This is a genomic window from Flavobacterium sp. xlx-214, from assembly GCF_013874595.1.
Taxonomy (GTDB): domain Bacteria; phylum Bacteroidota; class Bacteroidia; order Flavobacteriales; family Flavobacteriaceae; genus Flavobacterium.
In genome coordinates this window covers 367069-384287 of sequence record NZ_CP059431.1, presented here as the reverse complement: position 1 = coordinate 384287, position 17219 = coordinate 367069, and the positions used below count along the sequence as shown (strand labels likewise).

Here is a 17219-nt window from a genome sequence, read left to right as displayed (position 1 = left end):
ACCCGTAAGGAATTTGGGATTGTCAGTTATATGTTTGTTTAAAAGATTTTTACAAATGGAATTACAATCACAACTGAAAAGTTTAGCTGAAAAGATCAGTTTGCTTAAAGATAAAATTGAAACTGAAGAATCTACAAAACATGCTTTTGTTTTGCCCTTCATAAACATTTTAGGATATGATGCTTTTAACCCTTTAGAGGTTGTTCCTGAATTTACAGCCGATTTAGGACTTAAAAAGGGAGAAAAGGTAGATTATGCAATTTTTCAGAATGGTGAACCAATTTTGATAATAGAATGTAAAAATTGGAAAGAACCTCTTACAGTTCATAATTCTCAGTTATTTAGATATTTTCATGTAACTCAAACGCGTTTTTCATTATTAACGAATGGAATTCAATATCAGTTTTTTACAGATTTAGAAAACAAAAACAAAATGGACGAAAAACCATTTTTAGAATTTGATATAACAGAATTAAAAGATTCTGTTATAAATGAAATAGCCAAATTTCACAGATCTAACTTCGATATAGATAAGATAATCAATAATGCAAGTTCTTTAAAATATACAAGAGAAATTAAGAATGCTATCAATTCTGAAATCACCTCTCCTTCTAATGAATTTGCAAGATTGTTTGCGGGTAAGGCTTATTCTGGAAGATTAACCGAAAAAATACTTGAAGAATTTAAAGAACTAGTTCAAAAAGCATTTAGTCAAATTATTAGTGAAAAAATTAATGATAGATTAAATTCGGCTTTAAAAAAGGAATCTGTTCAACAAAAGGTTGAAAATATAGAACTTGAAGATGATGCACATAAAATTGAAACAACAGAAGAAGAACTTGAAGCATTCAGAATTGTTGTTGCTATTTTACGAAGAAAACTAAATGTTGAAAGGATTGTTTACAGAGATACACAATCTTACTTCGGAATTTTATTGGATGACAACAACAGAAAACCATTATGTCGTTTGCATTTGAATGGAGGAAAAAAATATATAGGACTTTTTGACTCTGAGAGAAAAGAACTTAGAAAACAGATAGAGAAACTAGAAGATATTTATGAGTTCGAGAAAGAACTTTTAGAAACAGTAGATTACTACGAAAATTAAATATAATATAGTGAAAAAACTAATACCCATATTTCTAATATTTATAACTTTCTCTTGCCAACAAAAACAGAAAGAAGTTTTAATTGCACAAAATTGTCACACAGAAGCTGAGGCAACATGTACAGGGAGTAGTTCATGTAATGCATGTAAAAATTGTAAGTACTGCAAACACTGCTCTAAAGGTGGTAATAGTTGTGGTGTTTGTAAATAATTTTCATTTTTGTATTTTAAACTAAAAACATGAAACACCTTTCTTTGCTTATTTTACTTATTACGTTTAGTTTTTGTGGTTCCAATAAAAATGATTATTCTGAAAATACTTTTCAAAATAATCAGCTGTATAAAGTAACTAAAGTAGTGGATGGCGATACTTTTTGGGTAGATAATGGTACAGCAAAAGGTATTAAAATTCGGTTTATAGGTATTGATGCGCCTGAATCGCAAAAACGTTGGAAAAAAGAAGAAGGACATTTTGGAAAAGAATCAAAAGCATATTTAACGAATGTATTAATGGGGCAAAAAGTACGTTTAGAAACCGATATTGATTCTTTAGATCGTTATGGAAGAACTTTGGCGTATGTTTATTTGGAAGATGATACTTTTGTAAATGCAGAATTAGTCAAAGAAGGCTATGCCGTAATTATGACAGTGCCACCAAATGTAAGGTACGCTGACTTTCTTTATGATTTGCAAGTAAAAGCCCGTGAAAAAAAGTTGGGCTTATGGAATAAATGATTAAACTTAAAACATAATTAAAAACCACTTCATTATGAAGTGGTTTTTTTGTAAATAAAATAAATATAAAGCTTATTGTTTTGTTCCTTCAAAGCTAAATTCAATTTCGTTAGCAGATTGTTGCATTGTTCCAACGTTTAAACTTTTATTTTGATGATTATAAACAAAAGCACCTTCTGGACTACCTGCTACGTGTGTAACAGATTGTAAATCTGATTGTCCAGCTGCGTAACTATAGGTTACATTAAACGTTTTTGGTGTAGCTACTGAATATGGTTGCCCACTTTTTGGTGTAACTTTTAATTGGCTATCACTAACTTTAGTAACCACAACTTCAGCATTAAAATATTCTTTAGCTGTTTCCTCTGGTACGTAGACTGTAATAGTGCCTTTAAAAGTACCAGTTGCTATACTTATATCACCCTTGTCAATACCAGGTGTAATTGGGTTATCATCGCTACCACAGCTTATTGCGGTAACTACTAATAAAAAAACAGAAACTGTTTTTGTTAACTTGGTTATTAATACATTCTTTTTCATAGGATATCATTTTTTAATTTGTTACTATTAAAAAGTAGTGTTTTTGCTTTATAAAATATTTAGTAATAAAGGTTTTTTTAAGAAGCCGCCCGAAAGCGGCTTGTTGTAAAAAATATGAAAAGTATAACTACCTGAATTCTATTACTGTTTCTTATTTCAAAGTTGCCTTTTTTAATTGTTGCATACAATTCCAATTATTTGGTATTTTTTTCTAACCATATTTAGGTATTTTTTAAAAACATCGTTTTTTTTATAAATAAACCAATACATTTATATAAACTTAAGGTAGATGTTTATGAAAAAGCTACTCATTTTTTGTTTGTTTTTTGTAAGTATGCTTGCACAAGCCCAGCATCCATTAAATATGGAGAAATTTGCCGATAGTTTGTATGTATTGCTAAAAAATGCACCTAATGATAGTGTTAAAGCAGCTACTTACTTCAATTTAGTTGCTTATTGGGCAGCTAAAGATTCTTTAAAAGCAGATGAGTGTTTACAGAAAGGGTATCAGTTAATAGGTAATAATGTATTTTTAAAAGGAGCTTATCATGCAAAAAAAGGATACTTGTATTATTACCATCAAGACTTACCCAACAGTACAAAGCATTATTTAAAGGCTGATAGTTTATTACAAAAAGTGCCAGATGTAATGGCTTATAAATTATTGGCAGATGTATGGAATAATATTGGGGTTATTTATCAAATTGAAGGTAATGATGAAGCTTATATTGAAGCACTTTTAAATAAAGCAATTCCTAATGCAGAGAAAGCAAAAGATCAAAATAGGGTAGCAACTTATTTCATAAGTCTGGGCGTATGCTTCTTGAATTTAGAACAATACTTAAAATCAATTCATTACCTAAATAAGGCTGAGCAAATATTAATAAAAGATAAATCGCAAGAATTTCGTTTGGTATCCATGTACAATCGTATTATCGAAGCGTATTTGTTAAGTAATGATTTACCTAAAGCAAAAGAGTTTATTGATAAAGCGCGTATTATATTCAATAAAAATCCTTCTTCAGAACAAATAGCTCTTTTTCATATGGTAGAAGGTATCTATTATAAAAAAACAAAAAATTATGTAAAAGCCATTGCGTTATTTAATTTAGGGTTATCAAAAGTTTCGGGTCCTAATAAAATATACCACGCACACGAAATCAATATTAATAAGTTAGAAACACTTATTGAGCAAAAAAGTTATAAAGAGGCATTGATTTTAGCAAAAAACTTAGAAGGTGATTCTTATTTTGTTGAGCTAGAAGAAAATAAGGCTATGGTTTATTTATCATTAGCACAGATATATTATCATACAAATCAATTTCGTTTAGCGTACGATTATTTAAATAAGCATTCAGATTTAAAGGCACAGCTTTACAAAAGTGATTTGAAAGAACAAATAAATCGATTAGAAACCAAGTTCAACACACAAGCAAAAGAAAAAGAATTGGCTGCATTAAAAAATCAGCAGAAAGAAGTGGAACTTGAGTTAAAAAATAGTCGTTTGTATATGGCTTTAGCTCTTGCCGGAATGGTTATTTTTTTATTGGTAGCATTGCTGATTTTTATTTACTACAAGAACAATAAAAAGACATTGGCGCAAAAGGAAATTATTCATAAACAAAAGATTAGCGAAACGGAAAGAGAAAAAAAACTATCTGTTACCAACGCTGTTTTAGAAGGACAGGAACGTGAACGTGAGCGTGTTGCCAAAGATTTACATGATGGGTTAGGAGGGATGCTTGCTGGTATAAGTGTTAAATTCTCGGTTTGGGAAACAAAATATTTAAAAGAAGAAGGTAAAGAAGATTTTGAGAAAAACAAACAGCAGTTAGATAATGCCATTGCCGAATTAAGAAGTATTTCTAGAAATTTAATGCCAGAATCGTTATTGAAATACGGACTTGAGGCTGCTTTAGAAGATTTGTGTGAGTTTTATCAATCACCTAAATTACGTATCGATTTTCAATGGTACGATGTTTCTAACGATATAAAAATAGCAGCACAACTTTCTATATATCGTATCATTCAAGAGCTATTGTCTAATGCAGTAAAACACGCAAATGCCTCACAACTTTTAGTGCAATGTTCACAAAACCAAAATCATTTTTTTATTACGGTAGAAGATAACGGTAACGGATTCAACATCAACGATACCAATATTAAAGGAATGGGCTTGCATAATATTAAAAACAGAGTCGCATTTTTAAACGGAAAAATTGAAGTTTTAAGTACAAAAACCGACGGAACTACCATAAATATTGAAATTGATCTAAACAACTTAAGAAATGCAGAAAATTAAAATTGCCATTGTAGATGATCATCCTATTGTATTACAGGGTTTTAAACAACTTTTGTCTGAAAATGAAAATACAGAAATAATTGGTGCTTTTGAAGAAGGCGCTGGTATTTTGTTGTTTCTTAAGAACAATTTGGTCGATGTAGTTTTAATTGATATTGAACTACCCGATATTAATGGTGTTGTATTATGCAAAGAAATAAAAGAAAAACATCCAGAAATGGTGGTACTTATGGTAAGCAATCGTTCTGAACGAAGTGTTATTCTTGAAGCAATAAAAAATGGAGCAAGTGGTTATTTGTTAAAAAACGCTTCTATGAACGAGCTTTTACAATGTATTACACAGGCTATGAACGGAAATATTGTTTTTAGTAAAGAAGTGAAAGAAATCATTAGTAAACCTTCGGCAAGAGATTTAGATGAAGTGCCTAAATTAACAAAACGCGAAAAAGAAATTTTACGATTATTAATTGAAGGGAAAACAAGTAATAAAATAGCCGACGAGCTGTTTTTAAGTCCTTTTACGGTTGATACTCATAGAAAAAATATACTGCATAAGTTTAAAGCAAAAAATGTAGCAGAATTAGTTTCAAAAGCACATCAGTTGCCTTTGTAAAAAAAAAGCCTTTCAAATTAATGAAAGGCTTTCTCAGTTTATAAATTAGGTATTCTTAAAACCTGACCAGGATAAATTTTGTCAGGATGTGTAAGCATAGGTTTGTTTGCTTCAAAAATAGTGTTGTACTTATTAGCATCACCATAAAAATCTTTTGATACTTTAGAAAGCGTATCGCCGCTTTGTACTGTATAAAATTTTGCTTGTGGCGCAGGTGTAGCAACTGTCATTAAGTTGTCAACTTGGTCAACTCCTTCAACATTACCAACTGCTAAAACAATTTTTTCAGCATCTTCTTGTGAAGCTACTTCACCTTCAAGTTTTACATCATCATCAGTAACCGATAATTTTAATCGATTGTAAGGTAAACCTAACTGTTTTACATAATCAAGTAAGGCTTGTGCTTGCAATGTTTTTTGTTCTTCAACTGGTGCAGCTGCTTCTTTTGAGCCAAATATTTTAGCTCCTTTTTCCTTAATAAAAGAAAATAATCCCATAGTTCATCAATTTTAATTTATATAAATATAACTAAAAAATCAATTGATGATGTTACATTTTTATTAAATGTTAAAAGCAATCGTAAAAAATAAGTATCTTCGCAATACAGAAAAAAAATCATCAAAATAATGAAAAAATTAAGCTTAGTACTTTCGTTGTTTATGCTGGCAATGCCTTTGGGTATGTTTGCAAACGAAGGAATGTGGTTTTTAATGTTTATTGAACGTTTAAATCACCGCGACATGCAAAAAATGGGTCTGCAGTTAACCGCAGATGAAATTTATAGCATTAACAATCACTCTTTAAAAGATGCTATTGTACAGTTTGACGGTGGTTGTACTGCCGAAATTATTTCGGATCAAGGTTTGGTTCTAACAAATCACCACTGTGGATATGATAAAATTGCCGAGTTATCTACTCCGCAAGATGATATCTTAACCAATGGTTTTTGGGCTAAAACTAAAGCTGATGAACGCAAACCAAAAGATATTTCGGTACGTTTCTTTGTACGTATGGACGATGTTTCAAAACGTATTTTAGGTGTTGTAAATAAAAATATGACCGAGGCTGAGCGTGAAAAAGCAATCAACCAAGAAATTGCAAAAATTCAGAAAGAAAACAACGAAGGTGGTAAATATACAGTTTCGGTTCGTTCGTTTTTTCAAGGAAATGAGTATTACTATTTTGTGTATCAAGATTATACCGATGTACGTTTAGTAGGAACTCCTCCTGCATCAATTGGTAAATACGGTGGCGATACAGATAACTGGGAATGGCCACGCCACACAGGAGATTTCTCTATTTTCCGTGTATATGGAGATGCAAACGGTAATCCTGCAGATTATTCAGCTAACAACGTGCCTTTAAAACCTAAACACTTTTTACCTGTAAATATTAAAGGGTTAAAACAAGGTGATTTTTCTATGATTTTAGGATATCCAGGTAAAACTAACCGTTGGATGCCTGCTGAAGGAATCCAACAAAACGTAGCTTATTCATATCCTGCTTGGGTTGAAGGTTCTCGTTTAGGTATGGATGTAATGAAAAAATACATGGATAAAAGCGATGAGGTTCGTTTAGCATACGCTAGTAAATATGCAGGTGTTGCAAACTACTGGAAAAACCGTCAAGGAATGATTGATGCTTTAACAGAGCAAAAAACAGCAGATACTAAGCGTAAAAATGAGGCCGATTTTAATAAATGGGCTAACAAAAAGCAAAATAAAGAAGAGTACGGAACAGTAGTGGCTGATATCAACGCATATTACGCAGCTACCAATGAAAAAGCACGTCATGATAATTATTTAATGACTATTTTACGTACGTCTAATTTAGCAACTTTACCTTATAGTTTTGGTAGTGCGTTAATTCAGTATGCTAATGAAAATGAGGCAAAACGTGCAGAAATGCGTCCAAGATTAGAAGAAGGAATTGAAGCTGCGTATAAAGAATTTCATGGTCCGTTAGAGGCAGAAATGTTAGCACGTCAGTTAAATTTATATGCTACTAAATCTACAGGATATAATGTGGCTTCTTATGTAAAAGAATTAGGTGCTAAAAACAATAACGATTTCACCAAAGTAGTTGATAAAGCTTTTGCAGGAAGTGTTTTCTCATCAAAAGATTTATTAGAGAAATACTTGAAACATCCAGATAAATCAATGATTGAGAACGATGAATTATACAAAATCTCTACTGATTTATTAACAAAGTACCGCGAACAACCTGCAACTATTGCTCCATTAAAAGAGAAATACGATGTAGCGTTCCGTAAGTTGGTTGATGGTTTACGCAAAGCAAATCCTAAAACAAAATATTATCCAGATGCTAACTCTACATTACGTTTAACGTATGGTAAAGTAATTGATTTACCACGTGGAAACAAAGTTAACGATGCTAAAGAAAACTGGTATACTACATTAGACGGAACCATTGCTAAACACAAAGCAGGTGATGAAGAGTTTGAAAACCCACAACGTTTAATCGATTTATACAATGCTAAAGATTACGGTCAGTATGCAGATAAAGACGGTTCTTTACATGTTAACTTCTTAACTGATCATGATATTACAGGTGGTAACTCAGGTTCACCAGTATTAAATGGTAAAGGTGAGTTAATTGGTTTAGCTTTTGATGGTAACATTGAAGCAATGGCTGGCGATGTTATTTTTGATCCTAAATTACAACGTACCATTAATGTTGACATTCGTTACGTATTGTTCATCATTGATAAATACGCTGGTGCAACCAACATCATTAATGAATTAAAGATTATTAAGTAATCTTTTTAAGATACTATGATTTATTAACCCCGATAGAGTTCTAAACTCTGTCGGGGTTTTTGTTTGATAGATTTTATATATTAGTGAAAATATATTTTTAGCATGAAAACCACTTATTCACTATTATTTTTATTCATAATGATTTTTGTTACCTCATGTACAAATCAAGTTCCATTTAATAGAGAAGGTTGGAATACTATAAATGATATTGATTACAACCATCGTGAACCTATGATTAAAGATTTACAAACAAAATATTTAAAATCAGGTATGCATTATAATGATGTTGTAAAACTGTTAGGAACAAATGGCGGTGGAAAATCGGATGATGATTTAACTTTGAAATATGACATTTTTGTAGATTATGGTTGGGATATCGATCCTGTAGAAACAAAAATATTTATCGTGAATTTTCTAGCAGACTCTACTTATGTAAGTTCAGAAATTACTCATTGGAAAAAATAATGTGATTTAACATAAAAATAATTATATTTATGCTTTATGTTTGTTTATTTTAGTTTTTGTTTAAATAATTTAGTAATTATGAAAAAGTCAATTTTAGCTATTTTAATACTTTTGCCTTTTCTTGTAAATTCGCAAATTACTTTAATACCTGATACCGTTTTTGAACAATACTTGATAGACACAAATATAGATAGTGATAAAACAATAAACGGTCAGATTTTAACAAGCGATGTAGTAAATGTTAAAAAAATAGATGTAATACATGGGTATCTAATTAATAATTTTACCGGACTAGAAAGTTTTATTTCTTTAGAAGAATTACACATTCCCTATCAACCAGTGACAAATTTAGATTTATCCAAAAACGTAAATTTAAAAGTTCTTAATTGTATCCAAAATAATCTAACCAATTTAGATTTATCGCAAAATATTAATTTAGAAGAGTTGTATTGTAGTAATACAGTAATTGATGCTGTTCCACAAAACAAATTAAGTATCATAAATTTAGAAAAAAACAAAAAAGTTCATAAGGTAGAAGCTATTAACATTTTAACATTACATTTAGGAGGTATTTACCTTGCCAATGGTAATAATACAAATGTTAATAATATGGAAATAGATATAAGAAGGCAAATGAATGGTGTTGAGCCTCCGATTTGTATTGTTGTGGATGATAAAAATACCGCTATCAATGGAAATACACCTTATAATAGTTGGATTGTAAAAGGTGTTTATAATTTTAATTGTATTTTAAAAAACGAAACTTTTTTATTGGACTCTTTTAAAATATATCCTAATCCTACAACAAATTATTTATTTGTAAATATGGATAAATCAATTTTAATAAAAAATATCCAAATATTAAACATAAATGGTAAGCTACTAAAATCAATTGATAATAATTTCCAAAATATTAATATTTCAGATTTAGCTAGTGGTAGCTATTTATTAGTAATTAATACTAATGTAGGTACAAAAGTTGAAAAGGTAATTAAAAAGTAAATTTTGATTGTACATAAGAATGAAACGAAAAGGATTCCTTTTCGTTTTTTTAATTTCAAATAAATGTTCATCATAAAAAATAATGTGATTTAACATTAAAAATGATTACTTTTAATTAACTAAAATAGTTAAGCTATGAAAAGCAATCTTTTAAAAATAATAATCTTACTTATTTGCATTGTTAGTGGTGGTACAACAATGGCGCAAAATAAAAAAGTAAAACGTGCAGAATTTGGTAATTTAACCAAGGCAGGTACGTTTACGGAATATCTTTCTCAAAATGGCACTGTTATTACGGTTGGCGATACCTTACAAGTGGGTAATCCTAGTAATTTTGAAAAATACGCACACATTACACAAAACGATGCCTATTTAAGAGCAGAACAAATGAATAAAAAATTGGTGTTAAAAACCATCAACGTTTCGGGCGATGCTAAAAAAGGCTACAGCGTTTATTTTACTTTTAAAGGTTTAGGAGCCACTCCTGTTTTTGTGAAATACGAAGATGCTTTTCAAACTCATGAAATAGTTCCCTTAGTAAAAGGTGAAACTATAGAATAAAAAAATCCCTACCTACAGCTATTTTTTAAGCCTAATCTTTTTGTAATTTTGAGGCATGAAAAAGTATGTCGTAATATTAGTGCTTCTATTGGTTGCTTGTACAACGAAAACCGAGCCTGTAAACATTAGTTTTTATTTTTGGCGTACCAATTTTAGTCTATCGGCAACAGAAGAAAACTATTTAAAAGAGCTTAATGTGCAAAAACTGTACATACGTTATTTTGATGTTGCCCTACAAAACAATATCCCCATACCTGTTGCACCTATTGTATTTACAAACAAGCCTACAAATTACAAAGTAGTGCCCGTTGTGTATATTAAAAACGAAGTGTTTTTAAAACCTTTAGCTACCGATTCTTTAGCACAAAACGTGTACAATTACATCCAGCAAATTAATAAAACAGCAGGAGTTACAGTTGATGAAATTCAGTTTGATTGTGATTGGTCTTTGCAGTCAAAAGAGCATTATTTTGCATTTATCGAAGCTTTTAAAAAACGCCATGCTCATTTATCGGCTACTATTCGTTTGCATCAAATTAAATATCCCGAAAAAACTGGCGTGCCTAAAGTAAATTTGGGTACTTTAATGTATTACAATATGGGCGTTATTGGCGCAAATAATGATAACTCCATTTATACCCAAACCATTGCGCATAAATACATACGTGGTTTGCAAAATTACAAGTTGCCCTTAAATATTGCGTTGCCTATTTTTAGTTGGGGTGTACATATACGAAATAATCAAGTGGTAAACCTTATTGGTGGCTTACAAGAGCAAGATTTTACGACGGATGTTTTTGAAAAAATAAGCGATAACAGATACAAAGTACTAAATGATATTGTTTACAAAGGAAGGTTTTTAGCTAAAAACGATGAAGTAAAGTTAGAAGCTGTAACCGCATCGCAACTTAAAGAAATGATTGCTGATATTAAGAAATACAGTACCAATAAACCAAACGAAATTATATTTTACGATTTAAACGAAAAGAATTTAAAAGCATATGAAAAAGAAGATTTTAAAGCTGTTAGCCGTTGGTAGTTTAACAGCCGTTTTTGGGTACGGAACCTACGCTTATGGTTGCGCCGATGGATGGTGGGGTAGTGGCTATTCCTCTATTTTCTCTCCAGAAGTAACCGTTTTTGATAAAGACTATGAACCGTTTTTTTACGACGATTATACTATTTTTTATAACGGATACAGTTTACCATCTACCACTGATCAGTTTAAAGATGAAACTGTTGAAGATTGGACCAAGTATTTAAAAAAGTACAAACCAGAAGTAGTTGAATATTTCTTGTTTGATAAAGATTTAAACAGCACGCTTGCAAATGTTGCTAAAGCTAAAAATGTAGAGGCCGAGTTTAAAAAACAAAAGTTTAAATACAGCTTAGATTTAAACGATGAAAAGTCGCAAAAATTTGTATTGTTTGTAATGGTAGCACGTGGTATTGAAACCTATTCTAATCAAACCTATAATTATTGGGATTATAATGAGCGCAAACAGTTAAATGCCGAAAGTAGTTTTACAACCAAGGTAGAAAATCTGTATAAAAAAGATGTATCGCAAAACGATGCCTTTTTTAAAAACCGTGTGTGGTTTCAGGTGTTGCGTACCAAGTTTTATTCGGATGACAGAGCTTCGGTTATTGCCTTTTTTAATGAAACAAGCGCATCGCAACCTAAAAACAGTTTGTATTACCGCGGATTAAGTTATGTGGCGGGTGCGTATAAAAGTTTAAAAAATTACGAGCAAGCCAATGTATTGTTTGCTGAGATTTTTAATGATTTTAAACCTTTAATGGCTTCGTGTTTGTTTGATTACAAACCGTTAGATGATGCCGCTTTTAAAAGTTCTTTAAACAAATCAACATCATTAGGTGGCGATGAAGCTTTGTATGCCTTACAAGGATATTACACCAATGGTTTTGATGCTATGCAAGATTTGTACAAACAAAATCCGGCTTCGCGTCATTTAGATTTCTTATTATCGCGTTGGGTAAACATCAATGAGCAAAGTATTAATACTTACACGGCTTATGACTCGTTAGATATCGATACTAAAAAAATCAGAAAAGATTTAAAAACTAAAATAAATGCAGATCAGTTAAAATGGATCAATCAAGTAGCTAAAGATAACAAAGTGTTTAATCAATACATTTGGAAAGCAACGGCAGCTTACTTTAATACCTTATCGGGCGATTATAAAACGCCTGTAACCTTATTAGCGCAAGCAAAAGAAACAGCTAAAAACCAAGCACAAGAAGATCAGTTGCGTAGTTTAGGCTTGTTAAATAAATTACTTGATACTGATAAAATCAACAAAGCCAGCGAAGAAAAGTTGGTTGATGATATTGCATGGTTGTTAAAATCTGAAGAAAGAACTATTTATGATGATAAATATGATCCATACGAAGATTTTAATCGTTATTCGTATTTACAAACTTTTGCTAAAAAGTACATCAGCTCGTTATACAAAAAAGATGGGAATACTGTAATGGCAGAACTTACGTTTCCTATTAAAGGGTTTTACAAAAACCAAAAACAAAGTGAGGCTATGGAAAAACTGTTGTTAACTAACAACAAAACTGCTTGGATACAAGCCTTTGAAAAAGAATATCGATACAAATTAGCCGATATTTACGAAAGCAGAGGTATTTATTTGTTTTATCAAGATAAGATAGACGAAGCTATTGCCGAGTTTAATAAAATTACACCGTTTGAAAGTAAAGAATATAATTGGGAAAAACAGGTTTATGAAACCAAAATGGTAGATTACAAAGAATCTGAGTTTTTTGGAAATCCTTTCAATGGTAAAATCAAAGATTGTAATGATTGTGATCACGCAGCAAAGCAATCGGTTAAATACACGCAAATGGCTTTTCTTTTAAAAATCAAAGAAATGAAAGCTAAAATTGCGGCTGGCGAAGATGTTTACAACAACGCTTTATTGGTTGGTAATGCTTTTTACAATGCATCGTATTTTGGTAACGGTCGATCGTTTTATTACAACGAAATTATCGATGAATACGGTAACGGAATTAGTGATGAGCACAGCAAAATGCTTTATGGTATGGAAAACGTAAAGAAATACTATAAAATGGCACAAAAAGCCGCATTAGATAAAGAGCAGCAAGCAAAAATGGCGTATATGTTGGCTAAAACAGAACGTAACGATTTCTATTATAACAGATATTTTGCAACTACTACTTATTGGGGTTATCCTGATGGACCAGTAATACAAAAATGGCAAGGCTTTCAAGATTTAAAAAGCAAATATGCCGATACTAAGTATTATCAAGATGTTATTGCAGAATGTGGGTACTTTAGAAAGTATTTAGGTTTGCAATAACACAGAATATAGAGAAAAGAAAATAGAGTTTAGAAAAAGAGTAAAGACTTTGGTTTTTACTCTTTTTTATTGATAGAATACAAGTAGTTTTAGTACTTTTAAAATAAAAAAGATGAAGAAAATAATTGTTTACACCTTAACATTGTTTGCTGTAGCAGCTTGTAACAATCTTAAAAGTAATTCGGCAAAAAACAACGAACAAACTATAGAAACCGCTACACAAGAAACACAACCATCTATTGGAGGTCAAAAAGATGCACATGATTGTTTAACTGCTGCGGGGCAAACTTGGAGCGAATTAAAACAAAACTGCATACAAGTGTTTAAAGAAGGGCAACGTTTAAACCCTGTAAACCAGAAAAGCGATGAAGCTGTCATTAGTGCTTTTGTTGTTTTTAACGATGCCAAAACTAAAGTGGAATTGTTTTTACCCAACAATGATAAAACTACTATTATACTAGATAAAACAACAGCCGATGTTTATCAAAACAAAGAATATGTATTTAACGCTAAGGAAATAGCTATTTATATTAATGGCAAAAAAATGTATGCAGTAGCAAACCAGTAATAAATAATTTAAAAGTATTTAGATTTACAATATCTAAAGAGTAAAGACCAAGGTCTTTACTCTTTTTTGTTAATTGTAGATTTTAGAGGATTCTTTTGTCATTCCGTAGGAATCTTCAATGTTTTTATAAACCTAAAGAATTCTTTCAGAATGATAAACTAAACCTCATCATAGGGTAAATCATCAGGGTGTACATCAATAAAATTAGGAGCGGGCAGCGTAGGTAATCGATATGCCTTTATAGTACCCAACCCGTTTAACGAAGCTTTTGCTATACGGTGCATGCCATCCACCACTTTTCCTTCGGGGCAAATAATAATAGGATACGCTAAACTAGCTTCTGTAACCAATTTCATGTGTTCTATAATCGATAAACAAGTAGGTACATCGCCTTCATGAGCATACCAATAGGGTTCATTTAACTCGGTAATACTGTTTAAATCTATTGTTTTAATGGGTAAGTTTTGGGTAAGCTTTATTAAATCATCCACATCCCAAGCATATAATTTGTTGTTTATAGTTCTAAAATGATATTGCTTTCTCATGTTTTTAGGTGTGTCTATGATTTACAATGTTTAGATATCTTTTTTCTTAGCCACCAAAGCATATACCATAGGTATTTTATCATCTAAATGCGCAATGCGGTATTTTTTATCGGCTACTTTAACGGTAGGCGAAAAACAATTGTAAGGCGAATAATCATATTCATGAAACTGTTCAATACTTAAATTGTTTTTTAAAAGACTGCTTACCACCTCGCTTAAACTGTGGTTCCACATAACATACTCTTGTGTAATAGCCGCATCTTTATCGGCATACGTACCACTTTCGGTTTCAACAATAGGACCCGAATTAAAATAACGGTAGTGTATGTTTTTAAAAGCATCATCGTACATCCAAACAAACGGATGAAACTCTACAAAAACAAAAGTGCCGTTTGGTTTTAAGAAATGCGCAACTACGTTAGCCCAATCATCTAAATTAGGCAACCAACCAATGGTGCCGTAGCTGGTAAAAACCATATCAAACTGTTGGTTTAAATGTTTAGGCAAATCATACACATTGCAACAAACAAAGGTAGCATTACTATTGGTTTCGGTAGCAAGTTGTTGGGCTTTGGCAATGGCAACGTCTGATAAATCAACACCCGTTACCTGCGCGCCCAACCAATTTAATGAAATAGTGTCTTGTCCAAAATGACATTGTAAGTGCAAAATGCTTTTACCTGATACATTACCCAAAAGTGCTAACTCAATTTCGTTTAACGATGTGTTGCCTTTTTTAAAATGCGCCACATCATAAAAGTCTGATGCGTAATGTGCATCGGTACGGTTGTTCCAAGAACGTTTGTTTATTTCTTCGTAATTCATAGTTTTTTTAAATTTAAATGACTTTTTATTAAAATAGCATTTGCAGTTTTTACAAGCTAAAAAGTAAATAAAGCTATTTTTTCTGATTTATGCTTAAAAAAATAGTGTTTTTGTTAGTAACAATAATTTCTTTGTCAGTATAAAGAATTACTTTGTCAGCAAAAAGAATTAATTTGTCTGTAAAAAGAATTACTTTGTCAGTAAAAAGAAATACTTTGTCAGTAAAAAGAGTTGTTTTATAGGTAAAAAGAATTACTTTATCCCTAAAAAGAATTAATTTGTCGGTAAAAAGAATTACTTTATCCATAAAAATAGTTAATTTATCCCTAAAAAGAATTACTTTTTTGTTATAAAAAGTTTTTTTCTAACAATAATTTGCAGCTAAATAGCTTTAAAAAAAACGCTACACTTAAAGTAGTTATTATGCATTGATAAGTAGTGTTTTTTGTGTTATTTGTAAGCTTACTGTTTTATTGTTTTTAAAGACAATGAAGTTTTAGGATATTGTTTAAGAAATGTTTTTATGTTAAATTTTGATTATATTGCATGTTATTTATTAATGCTGTTAAAGTGTTTTTTAAATAATAACATTTACTTAAATATGAATTTTCTTATAACATACTAAAAACTTAAAAATAAACTATTTGAACTTATGGAAGCAGATTTAAAATTAAAACTTGAACAACTTCATCAAAGAGTTGATTCATTAAAAGATCAAATAAATACTGAGGAGGCTACAAAAAATGCTTTTGTAATGCCATTTATCCAAATTTTGGGATATGATATTTTTAATCCAACAGAAGTAATTCCAGAATTTATTTGTGATATAGGAACTAAAAAAGGAGAGAAAGTTGATTATGTTATTAAAAAAGATGGAGAACCAATTTTAATTATTGAATGTAAGCATTGGAAAGAAAATGTTGATGCCCATAATTCTCAACTTCATAGATATTATCATGTATCAAAAGCACGCTTTGGTGTTCTTACAAATGGTCATATTTATAATTTTTATTCAGATTTGGAAAAGCCCAACATAATGGATGAAAAGCCTTTTTTTACATTAGACCTTTCTAATTTAAAAGGTTCTAGTATTAAAATTTTAGAAAACTTTACAAAAAATGATTATAACTTAGAAAATATTCTAGATTCTGCTGAAGGTTTAAAATATATTAAAGCAATTAGAAATGAATTTGAAAAAGAAATTCAAGAACCATCTGATGAGATGATAAAACTTTTAGTTAGTAGATTTTTTGATAAACCTTTAATAGCTTCTAGATTAGCAACTTTTAAAGAATATACAAAAAAGGCTTTTTCTAATTCTATAAATGAATCTATTAATTTTAGATTAAAAAATGCTTTAAATATTAGTGAAACAGTTCCTTCAAAAGTTTCTGAACAAATTAATTCTATTGATGATAATGTTTCTGAAGCTCCTAAGTTTATTACTACTGAAGAAGAAATAGAAGGTTCTCAAATTGTAAAAGCAATATTAAGAGAACAACTTCCTGCATCAAGAATTGCATTTAGAGATACTCAGTCATATTTTGGAATTTTACTAGATGATAATAATAGAAAACCATTGTGTCGTTTACATTTTAATTCTGCAAATAAATATTTAGAAGTCTTTAATCAAGGAAAGGATAATGGTGAAAAGAAACTATTATCATGTATTGATGACATTTATAATTATAAAACAGAATTATTAGCAACCTTAAAGAATTACGAATAAGATTTTGTTCCCACGCTATCACCAAATCTTAGTATGGTAATTAAACAAACCCAACCCATAAAAAAAGCAGTACACAACGTACTGCTTTTTTAGTAC

At 30.6% G+C, this 17219-nt stretch carries 16 protein-coding genes; 12 read left to right on the top strand and 4 right to left on the bottom strand.

Annotation, left to right across the window (positions count from 1 at the left end; genetic code table 11):
* The first annotated feature begins 55 nt into the window (after positions 1-55).
* Complete coding sequence (locus H1R17_RS01845; RefSeq protein WP_163431737.1) at positions 56-1108, top strand: type I restriction endonuclease; 1053 nt, start codon at positions 56-58, stop codon at positions 1106-1108.
* Positions 1109-1348: 240 nt separating this feature from the next.
* On the top strand, positions 1349-1843 hold the full coding sequence (locus H1R17_RS01840) for a thermonuclease family protein (RefSeq protein ID WP_163431738.1): 495 nt from the start codon (positions 1349-1351) through the stop codon (positions 1841-1843).
* 72 nt (positions 1844-1915) lie between these two features.
* Here H1R17_RS01840 and H1R17_RS01835 read toward each other — a convergent pair whose 3' ends face one another.
* Positions 1916-2383 carry a hypothetical protein gene (locus H1R17_RS01835; RefSeq protein ID WP_163431739.1) on the bottom strand — a complete coding sequence of 156 codons (468 nt, stop codon included), beginning with the start codon at positions 2381-2383 and terminating at the stop codon, positions 1916-1918.
* Positions 2384-2678: 295 nt separating this feature from the next.
* Between H1R17_RS01835 and H1R17_RS01830 the strand changes: the two genes are divergently transcribed.
* Positions 2679-4685 (top strand): sensor histidine kinase, encoded by a 2007-nt coding sequence (locus tag H1R17_RS01830; protein WP_163431740.1) that lies wholly within the window; start codon positions 2679-2681, stop codon positions 4683-4685.
* Positions 4672-5298, top strand: coding sequence for a response regulator transcription factor (locus H1R17_RS01825; RefSeq protein WP_163431741.1), 627 nt, complete (start codon positions 4672-4674; stop codon positions 5296-5298). The genes H1R17_RS01830 and H1R17_RS01825 overlap by 14 nt, the downstream gene beginning before the upstream one ends.
* Before the next feature lie 38 nt (positions 5299-5336).
* Here H1R17_RS01825 and lysM read toward each other — a convergent pair whose 3' ends face one another.
* Positions 5337-5795 (bottom strand): peptidoglycan-binding protein LysM, encoded by a 459-nt coding sequence (lysM, locus tag H1R17_RS01820; RefSeq protein WP_163431742.1) that lies wholly within the window; start codon positions 5793-5795, stop codon positions 5337-5339.
* 129 nt (positions 5796-5924) lie between these two features.
* Between lysM and H1R17_RS01815 the strand changes: the two genes are divergently transcribed.
* The 7 genes from H1R17_RS01815 to H1R17_RS01785 all read left to right on the top strand — a co-directional run bounded on the left by H1R17_RS01815 (position 5925) and on the right by H1R17_RS01785 (position 14024).
* The gene (locus H1R17_RS01815) at positions 5925-8078 is read left to right on the top strand and encodes a S46 family peptidase (RefSeq protein ID WP_163431743.1); all 2154 of its coding nucleotides are present in this window, start codon (positions 5925-5927) and stop codon (positions 8076-8078) included.
* 102 nt (positions 8079-8180) lie between these two features.
* Positions 8181-8543 carry a hypothetical protein gene (locus H1R17_RS01810; RefSeq protein ID WP_163431744.1) on the top strand — a complete coding sequence of 121 codons (363 nt, stop codon included), beginning with the start codon at positions 8181-8183 and terminating at the stop codon, positions 8541-8543.
* A gap of 78 nt (positions 8544-8621) precedes the next feature.
* Positions 8622-9545 (top strand): T9SS type A sorting domain-containing protein, encoded by a 924-nt coding sequence (locus H1R17_RS01805; protein ID WP_181729242.1) that lies wholly within the window; start codon positions 8622-8624, stop codon positions 9543-9545.
* Positions 9546-9680: 135 nt separating this feature from the next.
* Positions 9681-10106, top strand: coding sequence for a hypothetical protein (locus H1R17_RS01800; RefSeq protein ID WP_163431746.1), 426 nt, complete (start codon positions 9681-9683; stop codon positions 10104-10106).
* A 55-nt stretch (positions 10107-10161) separates the two neighbouring features.
* Positions 10162-11145, top strand: coding sequence for a hypothetical protein (locus tag H1R17_RS01795; protein ID WP_163431747.1), 984 nt, complete (start codon positions 10162-10164; stop codon positions 11143-11145).
* Positions 11108-13456: a hypothetical protein gene (locus H1R17_RS01790; RefSeq protein WP_163431748.1), complete on the top strand. Its 2349-nt coding sequence runs from the start codon at positions 11108-11110 to the stop codon at positions 13454-13456. Before H1R17_RS01795 ends, H1R17_RS01790 begins: the two co-directional genes overlap by 38 nt.
* A 112-nt stretch (positions 13457-13568) precedes the next feature.
* A complete protein-coding gene (locus tag H1R17_RS01785; RefSeq protein WP_163431749.1) occupies positions 13569-14024 on the top strand; it encodes a lipoprotein in 456 nt (151 codons plus the stop codon).
* A gap of 158 nt (positions 14025-14182) precedes the next feature.
* Here the strand turns inward: H1R17_RS01785 and H1R17_RS01780 are convergent, their stop codons facing one another.
* Positions 14183-14569 (bottom strand): hypothetical protein, encoded by a 387-nt coding sequence (locus H1R17_RS01780; RefSeq protein WP_163431750.1) that lies wholly within the window; start codon positions 14567-14569, stop codon positions 14183-14185.
* Between the two features lie 30 nt (positions 14570-14599).
* Positions 14600-15394: a bifunctional 2-polyprenyl-6-hydroxyphenol methylase/3-demethylubiquinol 3-O-methyltransferase UbiG gene (locus H1R17_RS01775; RefSeq protein ID WP_163431751.1), complete on the bottom strand. Its 795-nt coding sequence runs from the start codon at positions 15392-15394 to the stop codon at positions 14600-14602.
* Positions 15395-16046: 652 nt separating this feature from the next.
* Here H1R17_RS01775 and H1R17_RS01770 point away from each other — a divergent pair.
* Positions 16047-17123, top strand: a complete 1077-nt coding sequence (locus tag H1R17_RS01770; RefSeq protein ID WP_163431752.1) for a type I restriction endonuclease — start codon at positions 16047-16049, stop codon at positions 17121-17123.
* The last annotated feature ends 96 nt before the right edge of the window (positions 17124-17219 follow it).

Excerpts from the sequence above, each read along its gene's own strand:
- H1R17_RS01800 (WP_163431746.1), top strand. The coding sequence starts at position 9,681 with ATGAAAAGCAATCTTTTAAAAATAATAATCTTACTTATTTGCATTGTT.
- H1R17_RS01795 (WP_163431747.1), top strand. The coding sequence starts at position 10,162 with ATGAAAAAGTATGTCGTAATATTAGTGCTTCTATTGGTTGCTTGTACA.
- lysM (WP_163431742.1), bottom strand. The coding sequence starts at position 5,795 with ATGGGATTATTTTCTTTTATTAAGGAAAAAGGAGCTAAAATATTTGGC.
- H1R17_RS01805 (WP_181729242.1), top strand. The coding sequence starts at position 8,622 with ATGAAAAAGTCAATTTTAGCTATTTTAATACTTTTGCCTTTTCTTGTA.
- H1R17_RS01830 (WP_163431740.1), top strand. The coding sequence starts at position 2,679 with ATGAAAAAGCTACTCATTTTTTGTTTGTTTTTTGTAAGTATGCTTGCA.
- H1R17_RS01815 (WP_163431743.1), top strand. The coding sequence starts at position 5,925 with ATGAAAAAATTAAGCTTAGTACTTTCGTTGTTTATGCTGGCAATGCCT.
- H1R17_RS01790 (WP_163431748.1), top strand. The coding sequence starts at position 11,108 with ATGAAAAAGAAGATTTTAAAGCTGTTAGCCGTTGGTAGTTTAACAGCC.
- H1R17_RS01810 (WP_163431744.1), top strand. The coding sequence starts at position 8,181 with ATGAAAACCACTTATTCACTATTATTTTTATTCATAATGATTTTTGTT.
- H1R17_RS01775 (WP_163431751.1), bottom strand. The coding sequence starts at position 15,394 with ATGAATTACGAAGAAATAAACAAACGTTCTTGGAACAACCGTACCGAT.
- H1R17_RS01770 (WP_163431752.1), top strand. The coding sequence starts at position 16,047 with ATGGAAGCAGATTTAAAATTAAAACTTGAACAACTTCATCAAAGAGTT.
- H1R17_RS01825 (WP_163431741.1), top strand. The coding sequence starts at position 4,672 with ATGCAGAAAATTAAAATTGCCATTGTAGATGATCATCCTATTGTATTA.
- H1R17_RS01780 (WP_163431750.1), bottom strand. The coding sequence starts at position 14,569 with ATGAGAAAGCAATATCATTTTAGAACTATAAACAACAAATTATATGCT.
- H1R17_RS01840 (WP_163431738.1), top strand. The coding sequence starts at position 1,349 with ATGAAACACCTTTCTTTGCTTATTTTACTTATTACGTTTAGTTTTTGT.
- H1R17_RS01835 (WP_163431739.1), bottom strand. The coding sequence starts at position 2,383 with ATGAAAAAGAATGTATTAATAACCAAGTTAACAAAAACAGTTTCTGTT.
- H1R17_RS01845 (WP_163431737.1), top strand. The coding sequence starts at position 56 with ATGGAATTACAATCACAACTGAAAAGTTTAGCTGAAAAGATCAGTTTG.
- H1R17_RS01785 (WP_163431749.1), top strand. The coding sequence starts at position 13,569 with ATGAAGAAAATAATTGTTTACACCTTAACATTGTTTGCTGTAGCAGCT.